The sequence below is a fragment of the Actinomadura nitritigenes genome, from assembly GCF_017573545.1.
Taxonomy (GTDB): Bacteria; Actinomycetota; Actinomycetes; order Streptosporangiales; family Streptosporangiaceae; genus Spirillospora; species Spirillospora nitritigenes.
In genome coordinates, this window is the sequence record NZ_JAGEOK010000030.1 from 29,372 (window position 1) to 48,353 (window position 18,982).

Annotated in this window: 14 protein-coding genes; 9 read left to right on the forward strand and 5 right to left on the reverse strand. The window is 73.3% G+C overall.

Annotated elements, in window-relative coordinates:
* The first annotated feature begins 181 nt into the window (after positions 1–181).
* The 6 genes from J4557_RS36585 (at position 182) to J4557_RS36610 (ending at position 8,561) form a co-directional block, all read left to right on the forward strand.
* Complete coding sequence (locus J4557_RS36585; RefSeq protein WP_208271384.1) at positions 182–1,339, forward strand: aminotransferase class I/II-fold pyridoxal phosphate-dependent enzyme; 1,158 nt, start codon at positions 182–184, stop codon at positions 1,337–1,339.
* A gap of 88 nt (positions 1,340–1,427) precedes the next feature.
* On the forward strand, positions 1,428–2,117 hold the full coding sequence (locus J4557_RS36590; RefSeq protein ID WP_208271385.1) for a hypothetical protein: 690 nt from the start codon (positions 1,428–1,430) through the stop codon (positions 2,115–2,117).
* A 216-nt stretch (positions 2,118–2,333) separates the two neighbouring features.
* Entirely contained in the window at positions 2,334–4,208 is a 1,875-nt protein-coding gene (locus J4557_RS36595) for a hypothetical protein (RefSeq protein ID WP_208271386.1), read from the forward strand.
* 30 nt (positions 4,209–4,238) lie between these two features.
* Positions 4,239–5,210: an AAA family ATPase gene (locus tag J4557_RS36600; protein WP_208271387.1), complete on the forward strand. Its 972-nt coding sequence runs from the start codon at positions 4,239–4,241 to the stop codon at positions 5,208–5,210.
* 4 nt (positions 5,211–5,214) lie between these two features.
* Positions 5,215–6,354 carry a DUF58 domain-containing protein gene (locus J4557_RS36605; protein WP_208271388.1) on the forward strand — a complete coding sequence of 380 codons (1,140 nt, stop codon included), beginning with the start codon at positions 5,215–5,217 and terminating at the stop codon, positions 6,352–6,354.
* On the forward strand, positions 6,351–8,561 hold the full coding sequence (locus tag J4557_RS36610) for a transglutaminase TgpA family protein (RefSeq protein WP_208271389.1): 2,211 nt from the start codon (positions 6,351–6,353) through the stop codon (positions 8,559–8,561). Before J4557_RS36605 ends, J4557_RS36610 begins: the two co-directional genes overlap by 4 nt.
* Here the strand turns inward: J4557_RS36610 and J4557_RS36615 are convergent.
* The 5 genes from J4557_RS36615 to J4557_RS36635 all read right to left on the reverse strand — a co-directional run bounded on the left by J4557_RS36615 (position 8,537) and on the right by J4557_RS36635 (position 15,693).
* Positions 8,537–10,219, reverse strand: coding sequence for a hypothetical protein (locus J4557_RS36615; RefSeq protein WP_208271390.1), 1,683 nt, complete (start codon positions 10,217–10,219; stop codon positions 8,537–8,539). The genes J4557_RS36610 and J4557_RS36615 overlap by 25 nt on opposite strands.
* The gene (locus tag J4557_RS36620; protein ID WP_208271391.1) at positions 10,219–11,433 is read right to left on the reverse strand and encodes a hypothetical protein; all 1,215 of its coding nucleotides are present in this window, start codon (positions 11,431–11,433) and stop codon (positions 10,219–10,221) included. The genes J4557_RS36615 and J4557_RS36620 overlap by 1 nt, the downstream gene beginning before the upstream one ends.
* A gap of 175 nt (positions 11,434–11,608) precedes the next feature.
* A complete protein-coding gene (locus tag J4557_RS51885; protein WP_208271392.1) occupies positions 11,609–13,690 on the reverse strand; it encodes a TraM recognition domain-containing protein in 2,082 nt (693 codons plus the stop codon).
* Between the two features lie 111 nt (positions 13,691–13,801).
* Positions 13,802–14,398, reverse strand: a complete 597-nt coding sequence (locus J4557_RS36630; RefSeq protein WP_208271393.1) for a hypothetical protein — start codon at positions 14,396–14,398, stop codon at positions 13,802–13,804.
* Positions 14,399–14,439: 41 nt separating this feature from the next.
* On the reverse strand, positions 14,440–15,693 hold the full coding sequence (locus J4557_RS36635; protein ID WP_208271394.1) for a lytic transglycosylase domain-containing protein: 1,254 nt from the start codon (positions 15,691–15,693) through the stop codon (positions 14,440–14,442).
* A gap of 372 nt (positions 15,694–16,065) precedes the next feature.
* On the opposite strand from J4557_RS36635, the gene J4557_RS36640 reads away from it, so the two are divergent.
* The 3 genes from J4557_RS36640 (at position 16,066) to J4557_RS36650 (ending at position 18,970) form a co-directional block, all read left to right on the forward strand.
* Positions 16,066–16,764: a DUF6668 family protein gene (locus J4557_RS36640; protein ID WP_208271395.1), complete on the forward strand. Its 699-nt coding sequence runs from the start codon at positions 16,066–16,068 to the stop codon at positions 16,762–16,764.
* A 402-nt stretch (positions 16,765–17,166) separates the two neighbouring features.
* Complete coding sequence (locus tag J4557_RS36645; RefSeq protein WP_208271396.1) at positions 17,167–17,496, forward strand: hypothetical protein; 330 nt, start codon at positions 17,167–17,169, stop codon at positions 17,494–17,496.
* A gap of 355 nt (positions 17,497–17,851) precedes the next feature.
* A complete protein-coding gene (locus tag J4557_RS36650; RefSeq protein WP_208271397.1) occupies positions 17,852–18,970 on the forward strand; it encodes a hypothetical protein in 1,119 nt (372 codons plus the stop codon).
* The last annotated feature ends 12 nt before the right edge of the window (positions 18,971–18,982 follow it).

Genomic DNA, 18,982 nt, shown 5'->3' on the forward strand with positions numbered 1-18,982 from the left:
GAACGTGAGGCGGCCGCCCGCGACAGCGGCGATGACCAGCGGCGATCCCGCGCCGCGCCCGTACCCGTCGCGGCGCGGGCATCTGCGACCGGGGGTTGCGGTTCGATGCCACCGCCGAACGGTTCTACAGGGACGGCGCTCGTGCCGGTCGGGTCGAGGCGTCGGAGAGAGTAAGGAACCCATGTCGGAACTCGGTGTCACCGGGGAAGCCCCGCCGGCGCGAAGGCAGGACGTGATGGAGGAGATCACCAGGCTGGCGCGGCCGGAGATCCTCGAGATGGCCTCCTCCGCGCCGGGGCGGACGGCGCAGCGGGAGGGCGACGTCCTCACCCGGCTCGACGCCAACGAGAATCCGTACCCCCCGTTCCCCGCCGGCGTGGACGCGCTGCCGCACAACCGCTATCCGGAGGCGCAGCCGGCGCACCTCCTCGATCGCTTCGCCGACTGCTTCGGCACCCCCCGGGACCGCATGCTGATCACCCGGGGCGTCGACGAGGCGACGGACCTCCTGGTCCGCGCCTTCTGCGCGGCCCGGCAGGACGCCATCCTGATCTGCCCGCCCGTCTTCGGCCGGCACGCGGTCTCCGCCCGGCTCCAGTCCGTCGCGATCCATGAGGTGCCGCTGCGCAAGGAGGCCGGCTTCGAGCTCGACCCCGACCGGATCCTGGCCGTGCACCGGTCCGATCCCGGGCTGAAGGTGCTGTTCCTCTGCACGCCCAACGACCCGACGGGGAACCTGGTGCGGCGGGCGGACGTGCTGGAGCTCGCCTCGCGCCTGCTCGGCAAGGCGCTGGTCGTCGCCGACCAGACCTACGTCGAGTACTCCGGGGACGCGCCGCTGTCCCGCGAGATCGACGCGCACCCCAACCTCGTCGTGCTGCGGACGCTGTCGAAGGAGTACAGCCTCGCGGGCGAGCAGGTGGGGATCGTCATCGCCCATCCGGCGGTGGTGGGCATCCTCGAGCGGATCGCCATCCCCCGCCCCCTGACCCAGTCGACGATCGCCACCGTGGCGGCCGCCGTCAGCCCGGCCGGGATCGAGTACGCGCGCGCCAACATCGGCCGCGTCCTCGGCGAGCGCCGGCGCGTCGAGGACGCGCTGAGCACGTTACCCGGCATCCGGGTCCACCCCAGTGACGCCAACTTCCTGCTGGTCGACGTCGACCGGCCGGAGGAGCTCACGCACCGGATGCGGCAGGCCGGCATCAGGATCCTCGACTGCGGCGCCGTCCCCGGGATCGAGGACTCCGTGCGCATCAGCATCGGCACCTACCGGCAGAACCAGGCCATGCTCGCGGTCCTGCGAGCACACGCCGCGACGTCCGGCGGCCCCGGATGAGACGGGACGAGGCATCCGGGCGCCGCGGTCCCGGTCATCACCCACGACAGGGCGCCCGATGCCCGCGCCCGCGACTTGTTGAGGAATCATGAGCATCACGCAGCAGCAGAGGTCGGAGATCATCGCTTCCACGGACCTCTTCGAGGTCACCGAGCCCGGGATGGCCGGCGACGAGTTCGCGGAACCGGGGAGCGGCGTCGAGCACCGGTTCGTCACCGGGGCCTGGGAGGTGACGATGCGCTGGGCCGTGCCGGCCGCCGCCGGCCCGGTGGAGATGGTGATCAGGGCCGCGCCGGGAGCGGCCGCCGAGGAGACCGACCAGGGCATCACGGTCGACATCCTGCGCACGATCCCGCTGGCGCGGATCTCCAGGGTGGCGAAGGCCCAGGCGAGCATGGTCCAGCGGATGGCCCGCGAGGACTGCTTCTCCGAGACCATCGACAAGATGGCCCGCCACATCAACCGCTCGGCGCGCTCGGTGCGGCGGCCCGGCAGGGCGGGGCGGCCGGACGAGTTCTTCGCGATCGTCGCCGCCATCTACTCGTGGTACGTCGACCTCGGCTACTCCGACCCGGTGCGCAAGGTGGAGGAGGTCACCGGGTGCAGCTGGCGAGGCGTCGCGAACTGGATCCGGCTGGCCCGGAAGAAGGGGATGCTCGCCGAGGCGAATCCCGGGCGGCCCGGCGGCGTGCTCACCGACCGGGCGGTGCGGATCCTCGAGGCCCGGGAGTACCGCTTCAGCGAGGTCCTCGGACGGTACTTCCTGGAAGACGACTGATCCCCGCCGGTCCCGGGTGACGCGGCGGGCGGCCCGGCGGCGGTTGCCAAACCCCCCTTCCTCCGGACAGTTGCTCTATAGCGCGGCCGGCCGTTCGCCGACCGGTTCAGCGAGCACCTCTGATCTGTGGAGAAGACCTGCCGTGGTGGCCGTCGACATGCCCTCCGAGGAGCCGGTGCAGCGGCGGTGGCGGCACGCAATGAGGGGATGGCTGTGATGGGGCGGAAGAAGGTCGCCGCCGCGATGCGCGCGCGGGCCGGCTGGTGGGCCGCGGCGGTGCTGCTCAGCGCCGCGCTGCTGGCCACCCTCCTCGGCGGGGGCCGGGCCGGTCTGGCCATCGCGGCATCCGACGGCAGCGCCTGGCTGTGGAGCCGGTCGGCGGGCGAGGTGGACCGGGTCAACCCCGACAGCGGCAAGGTCGAGCAGCGCCGCCAGGTGACCGACGCCCGCGGCCACCGGGTGCAGGTCACGCAGAACGACAGGTACCTGCTCATCCACGACCTGGACACAGGCCGCGTGTCGTCGCTCAACCTCAACGGGCTCGGGTTCTCGGGACGGCTGGACATCGGCACCCGCGGCGATCCGCACCTGGCGATGGGCGGCGACGCCGCCGCGCTGATCGAGCGCACCTCCGGCGCGGTGCGCGCGCTCGACCCGTCCACGCTGCGTCCCGTCGGCCCGGTGCTGCAACTGCCCGGACCGCTCGTCGGCGGCGAGTTCGACGACACCGGCCTGCTGTGGGTCGCGGCGCCCGGGCAGGGCACCGCCGTCGCCCTGAAGGTCACCGCCAAGGGCGCCACCGTCGTCCACACCGTCGGGGTCTCCGACCCCGGCCACGATCTGGCGGTGACCGTGCTGGACCACGGCGCGCTCGTGGTGGACCGCGGCGGGCGGGCGCTGGTGGTCGCGACGGGCGACGCCGCCCGCCGGGTCCCGGTGTCCGTTCCGCTCGACGGCGCGATGGTGCCGGACCGCACCCACGGCGCGCTCGCCGCGGTCACCGTGCCCGCCGCGGGCTCGGTGGTCACGCTCGGCGACGTCCGCAAGGGCGGCCCGGTCCGGTCCTTCCCGCTGAGCGACCCCGTCCAGGAGCCCGCCGTCCCGTTCGCCGGCAAGGTGTACCTCCCCGTCCGGAACACGGGGCAGGTCCGGGTGTTCGAGCCGTCGGGGCGGCAGACCGGCGTGCTGAACATGCCGTCCGGGCGCGGCGACCTGGAGGTGCAGGTCCGCGAGGGCAACCTGTTCGTCAACGCGCCGGGGAGCACCGACGCCCTGGTCGTCGGCGACGACGGGGTGGCCCGCACGATCGGCAAGTACCCGGGCGGGCGGGGGCACGGCGGAAACGGCCCGGACACGCCCGGCGGGGGGGAGAACAGCCCGCCCCAGGTACCGGTGCCGCCCGCCGACCCGGTCTTCCCGAACCCGTTCGACCCGAACCCCCCGCGGCAGACGCCCGAGGGGCCGTGGCCCACCAGGCAGCCCGGGAACCCCGCCCCGACCGGGCCCACGGAACCGTCCCCGTCACCGGCGACGCCCAGCGGACCCGCTCCGTCGGTTCCGCTGCCCACGCGGCACCCCTCGACGTCACCGACCGCCGGCACGAACCCGTCCACGGGCACGAACCCGTCGAGCAGGCCGACGACGTCCAAGCCGTCCAGCAAGCCGACGACCTCCACGCCGTCGAGCAAGCCGACGACGTCGAAGCCGTCCAGCAAGCCGACGACGTCCAAGCCGAAGCCGAAGCCCACGCAGACCAGGAACCCGTACACGCCGCAGCAGGTCTGCAACGCGTCCGCGGGCGGCAACTACCAGATCCAGCGGTCGACGTCGTTCGCCGGCGGGCGGATCTACCAGCTCTACAGCGCCACCACGAAGAACAACTGCGCGGTCACGATGAAGACCACGAACATCGGCAAGGGCACCAGTGTCTGGGTCCGCCTGCAGAGCCAGACGGGCAAGGTCGCGAGCGACAGCGGCACCTTCAAGTACTACGCCGGGCCGGTCTTCGTCCACGCGCCCGGCATCTGCGTCCGCTACTCGGGCGGCGCGTCCGGCGCGAGCGCCTCGTCCGGCTGGGCCAACTGCGGCTAGGAGGGTTACCCAGTGAGCACCATGACCGCTATGCCCGCGATTCCCCCGGAGGGGGCGCTGCGGGTGGCCGACGCCTTCGACCGGATGGCCGAGGGCGTCCAGAAGGCGGCGCGCTGCGATCCCGCCACGGTGCGGCTGATCCTCACCGCGTTCGCCGCGGGCGGTCACATCCTGCTGGAGGACCTGCCCGGCATGGGCAAGACGACGCTGGCCCGCGCGCTGGCGGCGGTGACCGGCGGCACGGTCGGCCGCGTGCAGTGCACCCCCGACCTGCTGCCCTCCGACATCACCGGCGTGACGATCTTCAACGAGGGGACCCGGGAGTTCGAGTTCCATCCCGGCCCGGTGTTCGCCAACGTCGTCATCGTCGACGAGATCAACCGGACCTCTCCCAAGACGCAGTCGGCCCTCCTCGAGGTCATGCAGGAGGAGCAGGTCACGGTGGACGGGAAGGCGCACCCGGTACCGCGCCCGTTCCTGGTGGTGGCGACGCAGAACCCGGTCGACCTGGAGGGGACCTTCCCGCTGCCCGAGGCCCAGCTCGACCGCTTCCTGATGCGGCTGTCGCTGGGATACCCCGGCGAGGACGCGGAGATGGCGCTGCTGCGCGGCTCGGCCCTGACCGTCCCCGAGGAACTGACCCCGGTGCTGGACACCGAGGCGATGGCGTGGCTCGGCCCGACCGCCGACGGCGTCGCGTTCGCCGACCCGGTCTACGAGTACGTGCTGCGCCTGGCCCAGCGCACCCGGCGGCATCCGCACCTGCGGGCCGGCGTGTCGCTGCGGGCGTCCATGGCGCTGTGCGGGGCGGCGCGGATGTACGCGCTGGCCCACGGCCGCAGCTACGTCACCCCCGACGACGTCAAGACCCTGGCCGGGCCGGTGTGGGCGCACCGGCTGGTGCCGATGTCGGGCGCCACGACCGCCGCCGAGGCCGCGGAGCTGCTGGACGGCATCCTGGCCGAGGTCCCCGTCCCGGCCCCGCAGGGGAACGGGCGCTAGGAGCATGGCAGGCGGCACTCCCCGCCCCACGGCCCGCGGCTGGGGGCTGCTCGCGTCCGGAGCCGTGCTGTGCGGCGGCGGCCTCGCCCTGGGCTACCTGGTGCCGGGCGTGGTGGGCGCCCTCGCCGTCCTGGCCGTCGTGCTGGCCGTACCCGTCGCCGGACGGCCGCCGGCCGCACGGGTCCGCCGCCGGGCCACGGCCTCGCGGGTCCGCGCCGGCTCGGCCGTCACCGTCGTCCTGGACATCGAGCCGGGCGGCGACGGCCGCAGCGCCGTCGCCGAACGCGTCGCCGGCCCCGGACCGGCGGTCGTCCTGCCGCTCGGTACTGCCCGCGCCCGGATCCGGTACCTGCTGTCGGCGCCGCGGCGCGGCACGGTCGAGGCCGGTCCGCTCAGCCTGGTCCGCACCGACCCGCTGGGGCTGGTGCGCGCGGTCCGGCCCGCCGACGACGTGCCGGTCCGGCTGCTGGTGCACCCGCGCCACTACCGGCTCGCCGCGGTACCGGCCGCCGGCGGCGGCGGGCGCGACACCTCGTCGGCGTCGGTCCGCGCCTCCGAGGGGGCCTTCGCCGGGCTGCGCGAGCACGTGCCCGGCGACGACGTCCGCCAGATCCACTGGCGCACCTCGGCGCGCCGCGGCCGCCTGATGGTCCGCGAGCACATGGACTCCGCCAGCCCGGGCATGACCGTGCTGGTCGACGACCGGTACGGGCCCGCCGAGCTGGACGCCCTCGCGGAGGCCGCGGCCTCGATCGTGGCGTCCGCTCCGGACGTCCCCGTCGAGCTGCGGCTGGCCGGCGGCGCGCGTTCGCCCGCGACCGCGGGGACGATCGCGCACCTGGACGTGCTCGCCGAGGCCCGGGGCCGGCCTGGAGCCGACTTCCCGGCGGCCTGCGCCGGCCTGCGGTCCGCGCCGTCCGGACCCGCGGTCGTCCTGCTGTCCACCCGTGCGGCGGTCGAGGACGTCGCCGCCGCGCTGCGGGTGCTCGCCGCCCGCCGGACCCTCTCGCTCGTCGGCCTGATCGGCCCCGGCGACCCCGGCGACGGGGTGCCCGCGCCGCACGCCGGTGCGCGGCTCCTGCGCGCCGCCGACGCGGCCGCCTTCGCCGCGCAGTGGAACGAGAGCCGCTGGTGGGCCCGGTGAGCGCCGCCCGCGGAGTGCTGTCGTCCGCTGCGGTCGCGCTGGCCGCCGCCGCCTCGGCGCCGCTGCTGGCCGCGGGCTACGACCGGCCGCTCCCGGCGTTCGCGGTGCTGGCCGCCACCGCGGTCCTGTCCGTGGCGGTGACGTCGGCGGCGCACCGGCTGACGCGCGGGATCGGCCCCGCCGCGATTCCGGCCGGGCTGCCGGCCGCCTCGGTCTGGCTGGTCGCGCTCGCCGCCTGGGCTCCCGGACCCGTCAAGGGCCCGGTGCCCGCCGCCGTGGACGCGGTGCTGCACTCCGGTGCGCGCATCCTGACCACGGCACCGCACGCCCCGGCGACCGTTGACCTGCTGGCGTTCCCGGTGGCGGCGGTCTGGCTGGCCGGCGCGATCGCGACGGTGCTGCGCCGCGACGGCCGCGTCCTGCCGGCGCTGCTGCCCGGCGCGCTGGTCCTCTGCGGTGCCGCGGCGCTCAACCCCCGGGTGGGCGGGCCGGGCTACTGGTCGGCCGCCCTGACCGCCGTCGCCGCGGCCCTGCTGCTGTTGACCGCTCCGCAGGCTCGCCCGGACACCGCCAGCGCCGGGCTCGCCATGCCGCTGCCCGGCACGGAACCCACAGGCGGGGCGCGCCGGTGGCGCGCCCGCATCGGTGCGGTGGCCGTCGCCGCGGCCTGCGTGGTCGCGCTGCCCGGTGCCGTCTACGCGGCCGCCGCGTCCGGGGCGCTGGACGGCTGGCCGTCACGGGCGGCGGACCCGCGCAAGGCCGCCGCCCCGGAGACGCCGGTCGAACTCCGCAACCCGCTGTCCTACCTGTCGGCCTGGTCCGCCCAGCCCGACGCGCCCCTGATGCAGGTGACGGGTCCGCGGACGAGCCTGCGGTGGGTCGCGCTCGGCGAGTTCACCGGACCGGTCTGGCTGCCCGACAGCACGTACCGTCCCGGCGGGTCGATCCTGCCGCCCGCGGCGGGCACGCCCCCGAAGACGGTGCGGACCACGGTGCGTGTCTCGGTCAGCGGCCTGCCCGGCGAGTGGGTGCCGGTCCCCGGCTCCGCCACCCGCGTGAGCGGCATCGGCGTCGGCGACGACGAGGAGTCCGGCACGCTGCTGTCCTCGGACGGCCCGGTCGCCGGGCGGACGTACTCGGCGACCGGGAACGTCCCCGACTGGAGCGGCCGGCCGGCGGACCGCGCGTCGGCGGTCTCCGGCTCCGGGTACGACCGCTACCTCCGGCTCCCGCCGGGCGCGCCCCCGAAGCTGGCCGACATCGCCCTCGCCGCCGCCGGGGACGGCCCCGCCTACAAGCGCGCGTCCCGCCTCGCCGAGTACCTGCGCAAGTCCTACACCTTCGAGCCGGGCGCCCCGAGCGGGCACGGCTACAAGGAGCTCTCCCGGCTGCTGGTGGCACCGGGCAAGAAGGGCGGCGGCGCGACGTCCGAGCAGTTCGCCAGCGCGTTCGCCGTGCTCGCCCGGGAGGCCGGGCTGCCGAGCCGGGTGGTGGTCGGGTTCGGGCCGGGCAGCGGCGGCGACACCCGGGTGGTCCGCACCGGCGACGCGGTGGCCTGGGGCGAGATCCGCTTCGAGGGCATCGGCTGGGTGCCGTTCGACCCGAACCCGCGCACGCGCTCGCAGGCGGCCGCGAGGCCGCGCACCGTCGCCCGGGCGGAAGGCGACGGCGCACGCCCGACCACGGGCCCCGACCAGGACCTCGCCGGCGACGGCGCGGGCCGGCACGGACGGTCGCGGTCGGGCGGCGCGGGCGAGACGCTCCTGCTCGTCGTCCCGGGGCTCCTGCTGGCCGCCCTGGTGGCCCTGCTGCTGGGGGTCCCGTCGTTGCGGGCGATCCGGTTCCGGCGGCTGCGCCGGGGCCCCGCGTCCGGCCGGATCCTGGCGGCATGGACCGAGCTGCTGGTGGCGATGCGCATCGCGGGCCTGACCGTGCCCGCGTCCGCGACCGCCCCCGAGATGTCGGAGCGGCTCGCCCGGGAACTGCCGGGCGTCGACTCCGGACGGCTGCACAGGGTGGCCGGGCTGGTGAACGCCGCCGGGTTCGGCGGGCCGGTCACCCCGGACGACGCGGCGTTCGCGGTCGCGGAGGTCCGCTCCCTGTCCGCCGCGCTGCGGCGCTCCCGGCCGCTCCCGCGCCGCCTGTCCTGGTGGTGGGACCCGCGCGCGCCGCTCTGGGCGGCTCAGCCCTCCCGCTTGCCGCGGTGAGTGCAGACGGGCCGGGCGTAGGCGACCCGGTCGACGTCCACGACGGCGACGACCGTCAGGCAGTACTCCACGCTCGGGTTCAGGGCGGCGACCACGACCTTGGTGGCTCCCTGCTTGGTGCTGGCCAGGGTCGAGGGCCTCTGCCCCGCCGGGCCGCCGACCACGTAGTACGCGGCCTTGCCGCCGCTGGCGTCCTTCCAGCTGACCTCGATCGAGACCCGGCTGTCGGCGATGCGCACGCTGGTCGGCGTGTACTGCTCGGCCGGCCGCACCGCCGTCGGGGTGGACGTCGGGACCTGGGACGCGCCCCCCGGCGAGGTGGGCGCCGGAGACGTGGCCCCTGACGACGCGGGAGCGGATGACGTGGGCGAGGGACCGGGGGACGTGACCGCCTCGGAGTGCTTCTCGTCCTTCCCCGGCCCGACCGCCAGTACGGCCGCGCCCATCAGCCCGGCGAGGAGCACGAACACCGCCGCGACCATCAGCACGATCCTGCCGCGGCGCGAGCCCGACGGCGCCGCCTGTGCCGGGGCGGGCGCACCCGGCCCCGGGAACTGCCCCTGCCCGCCCTGCCATCCAGGTCCCGGTGGCATCGCCGCGTAGTGGTCGGGCTCCGGCGGAGGCCCGGCGTAGTGGTCGGGCTCCGGTGCCGTCTCCTTCCACATCCACTCGGCGGGGAGCTGAGGCTCGGCACGGGCCTCGGCCGGGGCGGGGGAGTAAGGCTCGGCGACGGTCTCGGCGGGGTCGTGCGAGTAGTGCTCGGCCGGGTCGTGCGAGTACTGCTCGGCGCGGGTCTCGGCCGGCACGAAGGGGTACGGCTCTGCGCGAGTCTCGGCGACGTGCCGATGGTCGTGCTCGTCCTCGTGCGGGGCTTCCGGCTCGGGGCCTTCCGCCGGGCCCTGCTCGCCGGCGACGGGGACGTCCTCGAAGTCCTCCTCGTCCTCGTCCTCAGAGGGTTCCGCGTCTTCGCCTTCGTCGTACTCGTCCTCGTACTCCGCGTCCTCTTCCGGCGGGTCGTACTCCGGCGGGTCGTCCGAGTCGGCGTCCGGGGCGGTAGGCGGTTCCTCGGCGGGCACGGCCTGCGGCTGGACGGGCACGGCCTGCGGCTGGACGGGCACGGCCTGCGGCTGGGCAAGGACGGGCTGAGCAGCGACGGGCGGAGCAGCGACGGGCGGAGCGGGGACGGGCTCGGCGGGCATCGGCGCGGGAGTGGTCCACGCGGCCGGCGGCGGCTCGTGGAGGAGCTCGCGCCGGGGAGGGGGCGGCGGCTCGGACGGGGGCCTGCGCGGAGGGGCCGGCCGAGCGTCCGGCCTCGAGAGCAGCTCCAGGAGCTGCGCCATGGTCAGCGGCCCGGTGTCCGCCATGACCCGCGGGTCGAAGACGTCGCCGCGCTCGGAGAAGACGGAGTGGACGAGCACGGCGAACCCGCTCGCCGCCAGCCCGTTGGCCAGGACGGCGACCCCCGCGTCCGGGAGGTCCTCCTCGAAGGCCGGCCCGAACATGAACGTGGCCGGAGCGGCGACCCTGCCGCTCTGGGACAGCTCCCGCAGCGCGGTGGCCGACGGGACGTCGAACACCGCCGGGAACCGGCCGGTGTTCCGCAGTTTCCGTGCGAGGTCCGGGTGCCCCGCCACGATGACGTTGGGCGCAGTGGCCATCACAGTTTCCTCAGTGCTCCCGCGATCTCGGCGTCCATACGTGAGGGGATCGGCCGGGCGGCCTCCGGCCGGCCGGTGTCCGGCTGCCGGGGCCGCACCTCGACCCGGGCGGGCGTGGCCTCCAGGGCCGGGAGGCCGGCCGTGGCGGCGCGCAGGCCCGCGACGGCGACGCGATCGACATCGCCCAGCATGATGTCGTAGGCGATGTCGCGCACGGCTCCGGCGCCGAACGACGCGTCGATCAGCCCCGCGATGGCCTCGCGGAGCACCTGCCGGTACGACTCGAACCGGACGGAGCCGACGACCGCCGGATTCCACGTCAGCTCGTCGCGCAGGTGGATGAGCAGCCCGCCGGTCACCGGGTCGAGCCGGTCGAGATCGATCTCCGCTATGACGTCGCCTCGGGCCGCCGGGGTCCCGTCGGCGGTGGCCAGGCGGACCGGCACCGGGAACGCGACGGGTCCGGCCGACGGGCTCGGCTCGGCCGCGGCGTGCCCGGGCGCGGGCGGCGCCTCCAGGCGGCCGAGCCCGGACAGCAGGCGGAAGGCCGCCAGGTCATGGGCGCTGTTGAGGGCCAGCGCGGTGGCGCGGGTCAGCGTCTCGAGCTCGCCGGGCCTGCGGGAGAGGTAGCCGCTGAAGGCGTACGCGACGACCCGCCGCCGTACGGGGGAGCGCAGGAAGACGCGCAGCCGGACGCCCGAGGTCGGGATCTTGAACTCGGCATCGGTGTCGACGGCGGCCGTCCGGGCGTGCCCTCCGCCGAGGGTCGCCGACAGCCTGCCCACGAGGTTTAGACCGGCCCCGTCCCGCCGGTCCGTGAGCGCCAGGACGTACAGGTCGCCCTCCAGATCGACGATCAGTTCGTCGCCGAGGACCGCCGAGAACGCGCGCGCCGCCTCGGCCAGCTCGCTCAGGGTCGCGCGGGGCATCCGGGGCCGCAGCACGTTGCTCCGGGTCACCGTCGTCGTGCCCACGGTGTCCTCGACGTGCTCGACCTCCCGCTCGGCCTGCCTCGCGGTGTAGTCGCGCAGGCTGAAGGCGACCACCTCGTCGTCCGTCCGGACGGCGCAGGTGGCCTTCAGCGCCCTCTTGGTGCTCAGCGGGTAGGGCGCCCGCTCCCGGGCGTACCGGGTGGCGTCCACGAACAGCGGGACATCGTCGCCGACCGTCCGCCGGAGGTAGAACTCTTCTTTGATCCGCGAGGTGGGAGTCACGGTGCCCTTCCGCGTCCGGCCGCCTGCCGGGTGATCGGGTCGGCGGCGAGGTTCTGTGGTCCGCTCGGCGCTCCGGCCGGGTGCGGCACAGGCCGCCCCGGACCGGCCGCCGCACGTCGGGCCCACAGACGGACCGTCCGGAGTGCGGCCCTCACCGCAACCCCGGACGTCCCTCTCACCACACGATCGACTCATCGTCGTCCGCCGCGGAGTTCGCGGGCGCCGTGCCACCGGCGTCCGCTGATCCGTCGGCCGCCCGCCTGTCGGCCGCCGTTCTGGCTGTCACTCGCTCGTCGGTCGCTCGCTCGTCGGTCGCCGTTCTGGTGGTCGCCCGCTGGTCGGCAGACGGGTCGTCGCTCGGCCGGGTGTCGCTCGGCCGGGTGTCGCTCGGCCGGGTGTCGCTCGGCTGGGCTGGCGGGTCGTCGGTCGGCCGGGTGTCGGTCGGCGAGGCGTCCGGCGCCGGGTCGTGGGGCGGAAGGGCGGCCGGTGCCGGGCCGGCCGGCGGCGGCGCGTACGGCGGCGGTGAGTCCTTCTGGCGGATCATCGCTTCGACCGCCTCCTTGCTGCGGACGATGGCCTCCCGGTCCTTGCGCTTCCACCAGGGGGTCAGCCACATCTCGACGGGACGCGCGGTGCCGGCGACGACGACGGCGCGGCCGAAGCGCATGGTCCGCAGCTCCTCGGGGGTCAGGATCTGCTTCCCCTCATGCTTGCCCACGAGGTCGGAGAGGTCGGAGATGTCCTTGATCGTTCCGGCGCCACCCGAAATGATCTTCATGGTGGCGTTGTCCAGCAGGGCCGCGGTGCGGTCCGCGCCCCACTTGGCGCGGGCCTCCGCCAGTGACGTCAGGTAGACGTGCACGGAGATGGAGTATCCACCGGACTCGCCCATGTAGGTCGGCAGGCCGCCCGACACGAAGACGTCGGCGACCTGATTGAGTTCGAAGGTCAGCGGCGGGTCGAGGCGACCCGTCGGGTTCTTCATCGCCACACCGCGCGCCGACCGGAAGTACTGTTCGAGGATCGTGGTGACGACCGGGGCGATGCCGCCCCAGTCGGGCTGCCTCTTCGCGACGAAGTACAGGGTGTTCCGGCCCTTGAGGAACTTGGCGAAGTCGAACTCCTCCCCAGGTTCCGGCGAGCAGTCCTCCAGGACGAGGGGATGCGAGAAGGCATGCATGACCTGCATCACCCCGGACCACAGGCGCTCGTCCCGCATGTTGAACTCCAGCTGCCCCGTGTACCCCGGGGCGGTCCGGCCTTCCCGTTCGCCCTGCCGCAGGATCTCGAGCGGCTCCTCCCCGTTCGCCTCGTAGATCCAGCGCATCACCTCCCGGAAACTGACCCTGCCGATCGCGCCGGCGTGCAGCAGGCACCGGATGATGGTGATGACGCCGCTGAGCACGATGCCGCCTTCCCGCCCGATCGAGAAACCGCTCGCCTCCACGAGCGTGCCGGACCGGACAGCGCACACGTTCGGGTCCTCGCACCCCTGCAGCGGTGACCAGCGCATGCGGTTCGGCCATCCGGTCCAGTTCCACGGGTCGAACACATAGACCTCGCCGTACTGGGCCCGCACCATGGCGGTGTTGACGAACGTCTCCCGCCGGCTGGAGGTGACGATGACGGGGCCCGGAGCGTCGATGGTGAACGGCGTGACGAAGTGCACGTCCTTGCCCTGCCGCGGCGCGGAGATGATGATCGCCATGTCCTCGATGGACGCGTACAGCTTGCGCCGGGACCTGATGTCCCGTCCGATGTAGAAGCCGACCTCCTCGGGCTTGATCCTCCGGACGTTCTGGCCGTGCGTCGACGGGCGGGCCTGCCAGGCCTTGTTCTGCACGGTCCGGGCGCTCAGCAGCTTGCGGACCTCCCAGCCGGAGGCGTAGCCGAGGCGGAACCGGCGGACCGTCCTGCGGCGCCGGAAGTTGAGGAACAGCCGTACCGCGAAGTAGGTCCCCACCGCCGCGACCGTGAGGAACAGGATGAGCAGGGTGAAGAAGACCGGCCCGGACCCCAGGGCCGCCGCGGCGGCCGGCGGCCACGCGCTTCGCGGGTCGCTCGGGTGGGTCAGGAGCCTGAAGGTGATCGGAAGGCAGTCCGTCGGGTCGGAGTCCGGCCAGCCACCGCCCGCGATGACACCGGACACCTGACCCGCCAGCCAGGTCAGGAAACTGCTCGCCCCGCCCAGCAGCACGACCAGCAGACCGATGCCGAAGAAGAGCGTGTAGACGTCATCGTCGTCATTACCGGCCACAGAACCTCCTCGATCGTAGTGTCCGGATGTGTCCGTTTCCGGGCCGCGGCGAGCGCCGGATCCGCCGCGCGCCGCCCGGCCATGCCCTCGTCATGGGTGCCCTCTCGCCGCTCAGGTGGTGCCCACCGCCGACACGCGCCACGGTCCGCTCGGCTTGTCGCGCCGGAGCGTGACGAAGGCGGTGGCGTGGACGGGGTCGCCCTTCCACCCGTCCCGGCCGGTGGGCGTGACGTCGATCCGCCACTGCCGGTGCGCCAGCTTGGGCGTGTCGGCGGGGACGTCACCCAAGGGGGTCTGCCGGGTGAGGCGAACCTTGGCGTAGGCACGGTGGCGGCTCCATAGCCCGGGCATGCTGCCGCCGCCTTGGCCATCGATGACGGCCTTGTAGACGCTGTCCAGGAGGGGGGTCGCTCGCTGGTAGGCGTCCTGCTGGCCGTGGTCGATGGCCGAGTCGACGGTCCACATCAGGGTGAGCGCCGCCTTGGACACCGCGGTGGCGTCGCTCTGGTCGAGCCGGGAGAGGTCGGGCAGGCCGCGGGGCACCCTCGGGGACGAGGTCGGGGACGCGGGCGCGGGCGAGGAGATCGCGGCGGTGGGGGAGGCGCTGGTGGCCTCTGGTGCGGCCCGGTGCCCCACGCCGCAGGCGCTCACGGCGCAGGCGAGCGCGGTGAGGAAAGCGACGCGCGGGGGGCGGCCGGGGGCGGCCATGGGCACCTCCTGAAGTTCGTGCGCAAGGCGTGCTGCGGGCGTCAGGCGTTGAAGGTGTCGCCCGCCAGCACGGAGATGTGGACGTGGTCGTAGTGGTTGGCCGTCAGCCCGCCGCGGTCCTCCATCTGCCGCCAGCCCTCCTTGGCCCGGGCGGGGTTCCAGATGTGCTGGCGGTAGATGATGTAGTCGATCCCGAGGCGCTTGGCGTTGGCCTTGGCCCAGTTGGCGATGTCGTAGCCGAGCTTGACCTCGTCGGGTTTGGGCGACCCGGAGCTGATCATGAAGTCGCAGGCGCGGCCGAGGGGGTGCTCGCCGCCGCCGGCGATGCCGCCGTCGGCGCGGTAGCAGCCGATCCCGCGCGGCACCGTGAACTTGGCCTTGATCTGGTCCCGTACGCAGGCCATCCGCTTCGTGATGTGGCCCGCGACGAACCCCGCGGCGTCGTGGCAGACCGATCCGGGGGCATAGCTGCCGCCCGCGCCGAACCCACCGCCGCCGCAGGAGACCTGGGAGGGGTTCGCGGGACTGAGGGAGAAGTTCTGGTCGTAGCGTTTGGCCCACGACAGCACCAGATTCACATAGTCGTTGGAGTGGTTGTAGGCGAAGATCGCTTTTCTGACCTGTGCGGGTGCGCCGTTGTGGTGCAAGTAGTTGGCCGCGGTGAAGATCGCATCCGACGGGTCGTAGCGGTCCTTTTTGCCATCGGGCTTGCCATCGGGGTTGCCATCCGGACCGAAGGTGGGTCCGTCGATCGCTACGGTGTACGGGGTTACGGATTCCCAGGTGCTTTGCAGAAACTGCATCGGGCCGCCCGCGCCGGCGTAGTTCTCCCCCGACTTGACGCCCGGAAGATCGGATCGGCCGTGGTCGGTCTCGACCTTCCCGATTCCGGCGAGCAGGGACCAGGGAATTCCGCCGAACCTCTTGTCCGCCTCTGCGGCTTTATAGAGCTTGAAGTAGGGCGAGGGGATGCTGTTCGCGCCGTCGGCGCGTGCCAGGGCGACGTTCTGCACGGTCCCGCCGCCGGACGGCAGGGAAGCGGGGCGCACGGTGTGCGCGGCGGGATAGGTGTACGCGGCGGGATAGGCGGTCGGGCCCGTCGTCTTGGGGCTGGGTTTCGGCGCGTTGCTCAGTTGCTCCGGGCCCGGGACGTCCGCCGGTGCGCATGCGGCCTGGAAAGGTGAGAGGAGTTTCTGACTCGCCACGGTCACGACGGCGACGAACATCATCACGATGAGCAACAAGCCCAAGCAGCCCGAGTAGGAGATAAGGCTCAGCAGGCTGTATTTCCTCATCGGGCACTATCCTTCGGGCAGTCGATGATGCACGCACGAGTGCGGTGGTGACATCGCCGAACGCCCCGGACGGCGGCGGAGCGCGGATCCTCGCCGCCGGCCCCCTCTCCGGGCATGTGCCACCTCCCCCTGCGCCCACCGACCAAGACAGTGTGGTCATCGGACCGATACGCAAGGTGCCTCCGGCGGTCTCACCCCGAGACCGCCCCGGACCGGCCCCGAATCGGGCCGCAGAGTGATCGAGCCGTCACACAATGCTGAACTCGGCGGAGTCGGGCGCCTCGCGAGGTTGAAGATGGCGGTGAACCACGGACGGTCGAACCCGTACGCGCAAGAGTCGCTTGTGACTTCACTCCGGAGGAGGCCATGGGGATGCCGCCATCACCGAGCGGCGCCCAAGCGTACGAGGGGATCGGCGGCGAGGCTCCGCAGGCCATGGCGGGCACGCGGCCGCAGGCCTACGGGCAGGGGGCTGCGCCTCCGCAGGCGTACGGGCAGGGGACGCCTCCGCAGCAGGCGTACGGGCAGCAGGCGGCGCCCAGCGGAGGCTTCGTCGCGCAGGCGGTCATACCCGCCGAGCGAGGGCCCTCGCCGCAGAGCGCACTCGGGCTGATCACCTACAGCGGCCGGGGCCCCGACCTCTGGCTCTCCTCCTGCCATGGCGGAGCCGGCACCTCCACGCTGGCGGCCCTCCTCACCAACAGCGCGAGCGCGGGACGTTACTGGCCGGTGCCCGCACCGACCGGGAACTCCCGGGTACTGCTGGTCGCGCGCAGCCACGCGGCCGGGCTGCTGGCCGCCCAGGGCGCCGTGGCCCAGTGGGCCGCGGGCGTGCTGCCGAGCGTGCAACTGCTCGGTCTGGCGGTGATCGCCGACGCCCCCGGGAAGCGCCCGAAGCCGCTGTCCGACCTCGTGCGCCTGATCGCCGGCGGCGTCCCCCGGCTCTGGGAGCTGCCCTGGGTGGAGGCCTTCCGCCTCGGCGATCCGCCGGACAGGATGAAACCGCCGTCCGCCTACGCGCGCCTCATCCGCGACGTGAGCGGCCTGATCGAGAACGGGACGGCCCTCTGATCCGATGACCCCCTGACGACCGATGGTCGTCCTCCAGGGCCGTGCAGGGTCCCGTCACGCGGCGTTCGCGTCGCGGACGGTCCGTGCCGTACCAGATTTTTCTCTCGCGGACGGTTGCCATTGGCATCCCCTCGCGGACCGTCCAATGCATAGAGCAGAACGGTGCTCGGGGGTGTTCGTTCAGCCGGATCGGTCCTGACCGGCGCGACCCCTTCGGAGAGGGGGCGTCACTCATGCAGGAGGCGAAAGCAGCCCGTTCACGCAGGCTTTCCGCCGCGTGCGCCCAGGGCGGCGGCCCGGCATCTCGGCGACCCCTCGGAGCAGGGCGGACCGCCGCCCTCCCACGCATGGCCGGTCAGGATCTCGACCGCCTCATCTCGGAGGACGCACATGCTTGACTTGATGACCATGTGGACCGCCGACCTGGTTCACCACATGGTCCACCTGGCTCCCACCCCGAAGCCGAGCGGCGGCGGCGGGGGGAACATTCCCAATCCCGGCCAGGGTGAGGAACCGCCCTTCGCGGGGCCGTTCATGACGGTGCTCAGGTGGGGGGTGTACTTCGCCCTCGGAGGCGGGGTGGCGGGCTTCGTGATCATCGGCGGCAGGATGACGATCCAGCACAAGCGAGGCGAGGGAGGGAATCACATGGGCAGCCTGATCATCGTGGGATTCGGCTGCATCGTCATCGTGAGTGCGGCAGCGATCGTCACCGGACTCACGTCAACCTGATGGAGCTTGGGCAGGGCTCCCGGCAACGGGGAGGGCGCTGCCCGAAGCAAAGGCCGCGGCCCCGGCGCGCGATCGCCCCGCCCCCGACTCGCGCTTCGGCGGCGCCTCGCGGGATCCAGGGAGTGTCCGGCCCGTTGGAACGATCCCAAACGGCTGCCGGGGCCTTCGGTGACCCGGCACGCCTCACGATGCGCGGCCTCCGTGCCGTGCACGCGCCGGGCGGCGGCCGTCGCCCCGCGCCGCCGCGCAGCCCCGCCCGCGGCGGCGCGGGCTCCGCGCCGGCCGCCGCCTTCGCCGCTCTTCTGGTCGATCCGCTCTGAGATCGGGGGTCCACGTGCCTGGATCGAATGCCGCGATGACCGTCATGGGAAAGGTCGGCGCGGCCCTCCGGACCGTCGTCCGGCGCGAGGGCGCGCAGTTGCGAGGAACGCTCCTCCGGCTAGCCGCGTTCGGCGCGCTCGCCCTGGCCGCCCTCGTGGCTACGGCGGGTACAGCCGGCGACCCGTACTCCGGTACGAACACGGCGGGGATGAAGACGGGCGGTGACGCCTGGATCGTGATGGACGCGGGGCTGGGCGGGATCGTTATGAGGCGGGCGGCTCCGGTCGCCGCCCTGACGACCGTGCAGGTGCCGGACCGGGTGACGGCCGCCGGTCTCGCGGCGAAACCGGCGCCTCCCGGTTCCTGCGACTCCAACTGGGACGATATGAAGAACATTCGAACCAGTGATCCGGACCCTGGTGGCAAGTTCCAATTCAATCCCTGCACTCACCAGGTGAGAATCAGTGACACCGAGAAGGACGGTCACCTCGTTCGCGGCGGAGTCGCCTTGGGCGGCACCCTGGTGGTCCGTCTGAGGGCGGCCGGAAATCCTGCCGAGGACGTGGCCACCATCCCTCATTACGATCCGAAGCAGATGTACATCTTCAAGGTCTGTCTTGCCGGTAGCGATAAGGACGACGACTCTTATTGCGACAGCAGCGACAGTCAACATTGGCCTAATGCGGACAGGGGAGGACCGGACCCCTGTTACTCCTGGACGGGTAAAGGGGCGGAGGACAACTGCCACAACGGGAGAAAGCTGTTTGGCTTCTCTGACAAGGATAAGCAAAAATATGAGAAATGGAGGGACGCTCTCCGAGGGCCGGATCTCAGCGTCCCCACACCCAAGCTTCCGGTAGGGAGGAAGCCGGACATCAACGCCCGGCCCGACCTGACGCTGCCGCGGGGCCAGCCGGGCGACGCGGGGAAGATCACCCAGCCTGTGGCGATCATGTTGCGCTGGCTGGTCTGGACGGTCCTGGGCGGCTGTGTGGCGGGTTTCGTGATCGTCGGGGGGAGAATGACGATCAGGCACAGGCGGGGCGAGTTCGGCGCGAACGCCTCCGAACTCGGATGGGTCGTGCTCGCCGTCGTCGTCGCGGGTTCCGGGATGGCGATCGCCTTCGTCTCCCTCCTGGTCGATCCGTTCTGAATCGGGGGACCG

Coding starts and splice junctions, on each gene's coding strand:
- J4557_RS36585 (WP_208271384.1), top strand. CDS start 182: ATGTCGGAACTCGGTGTCACCGGGGAAGCCCCGCCGGCGCGAAGGCAG.
- J4557_RS36590 (WP_208271385.1), top strand. CDS start 1,428: ATGAGCATCACGCAGCAGCAGAGGTCGGAGATCATCGCTTCCACGGAC.
- J4557_RS36595 (WP_208271386.1), top strand. CDS start 2,334: ATGGGGCGGAAGAAGGTCGCCGCCGCGATGCGCGCGCGGGCCGGCTGG.
- J4557_RS36600 (WP_208271387.1), top strand. CDS start 4,239: ATGCCCGCGATTCCCCCGGAGGGGGCGCTGCGGGTGGCCGACGCCTTC.
- J4557_RS36605 (WP_208271388.1), top strand. CDS start 5,215: ATGGCAGGCGGCACTCCCCGCCCCACGGCCCGCGGCTGGGGGCTGCTC.
- J4557_RS36615 (WP_208271390.1), bottom strand. CDS start 10,219: ATGGCCACTGCGCCCAACGTCATCGTGGCGGGGCACCCGGACCTCGCA.
- J4557_RS36630 (WP_208271393.1), bottom strand. CDS start 14,398: ATGGCCGCCCCCGGCCGCCCCCCGCGCGTCGCTTTCCTCACCGCGCTC.
- J4557_RS36635 (WP_208271394.1), bottom strand. CDS start 15,693: ATGAGGAAATACAGCCTGCTGAGCCTTATCTCCTACTCGGGCTGCTTG.
- J4557_RS36640 (WP_208271395.1), top strand. CDS start 16,066: ATGCCGCCATCACCGAGCGGCGCCCAAGCGTACGAGGGGATCGGCGGC.
- J4557_RS36645 (WP_208271396.1), top strand. CDS start 17,167: ATGACCATGTGGACCGCCGACCTGGTTCACCACATGGTCCACCTGGCT.
- J4557_RS36650 (WP_208271397.1), top strand. CDS start 17,852: ATGACCGTCATGGGAAAGGTCGGCGCGGCCCTCCGGACCGTCGTCCGG.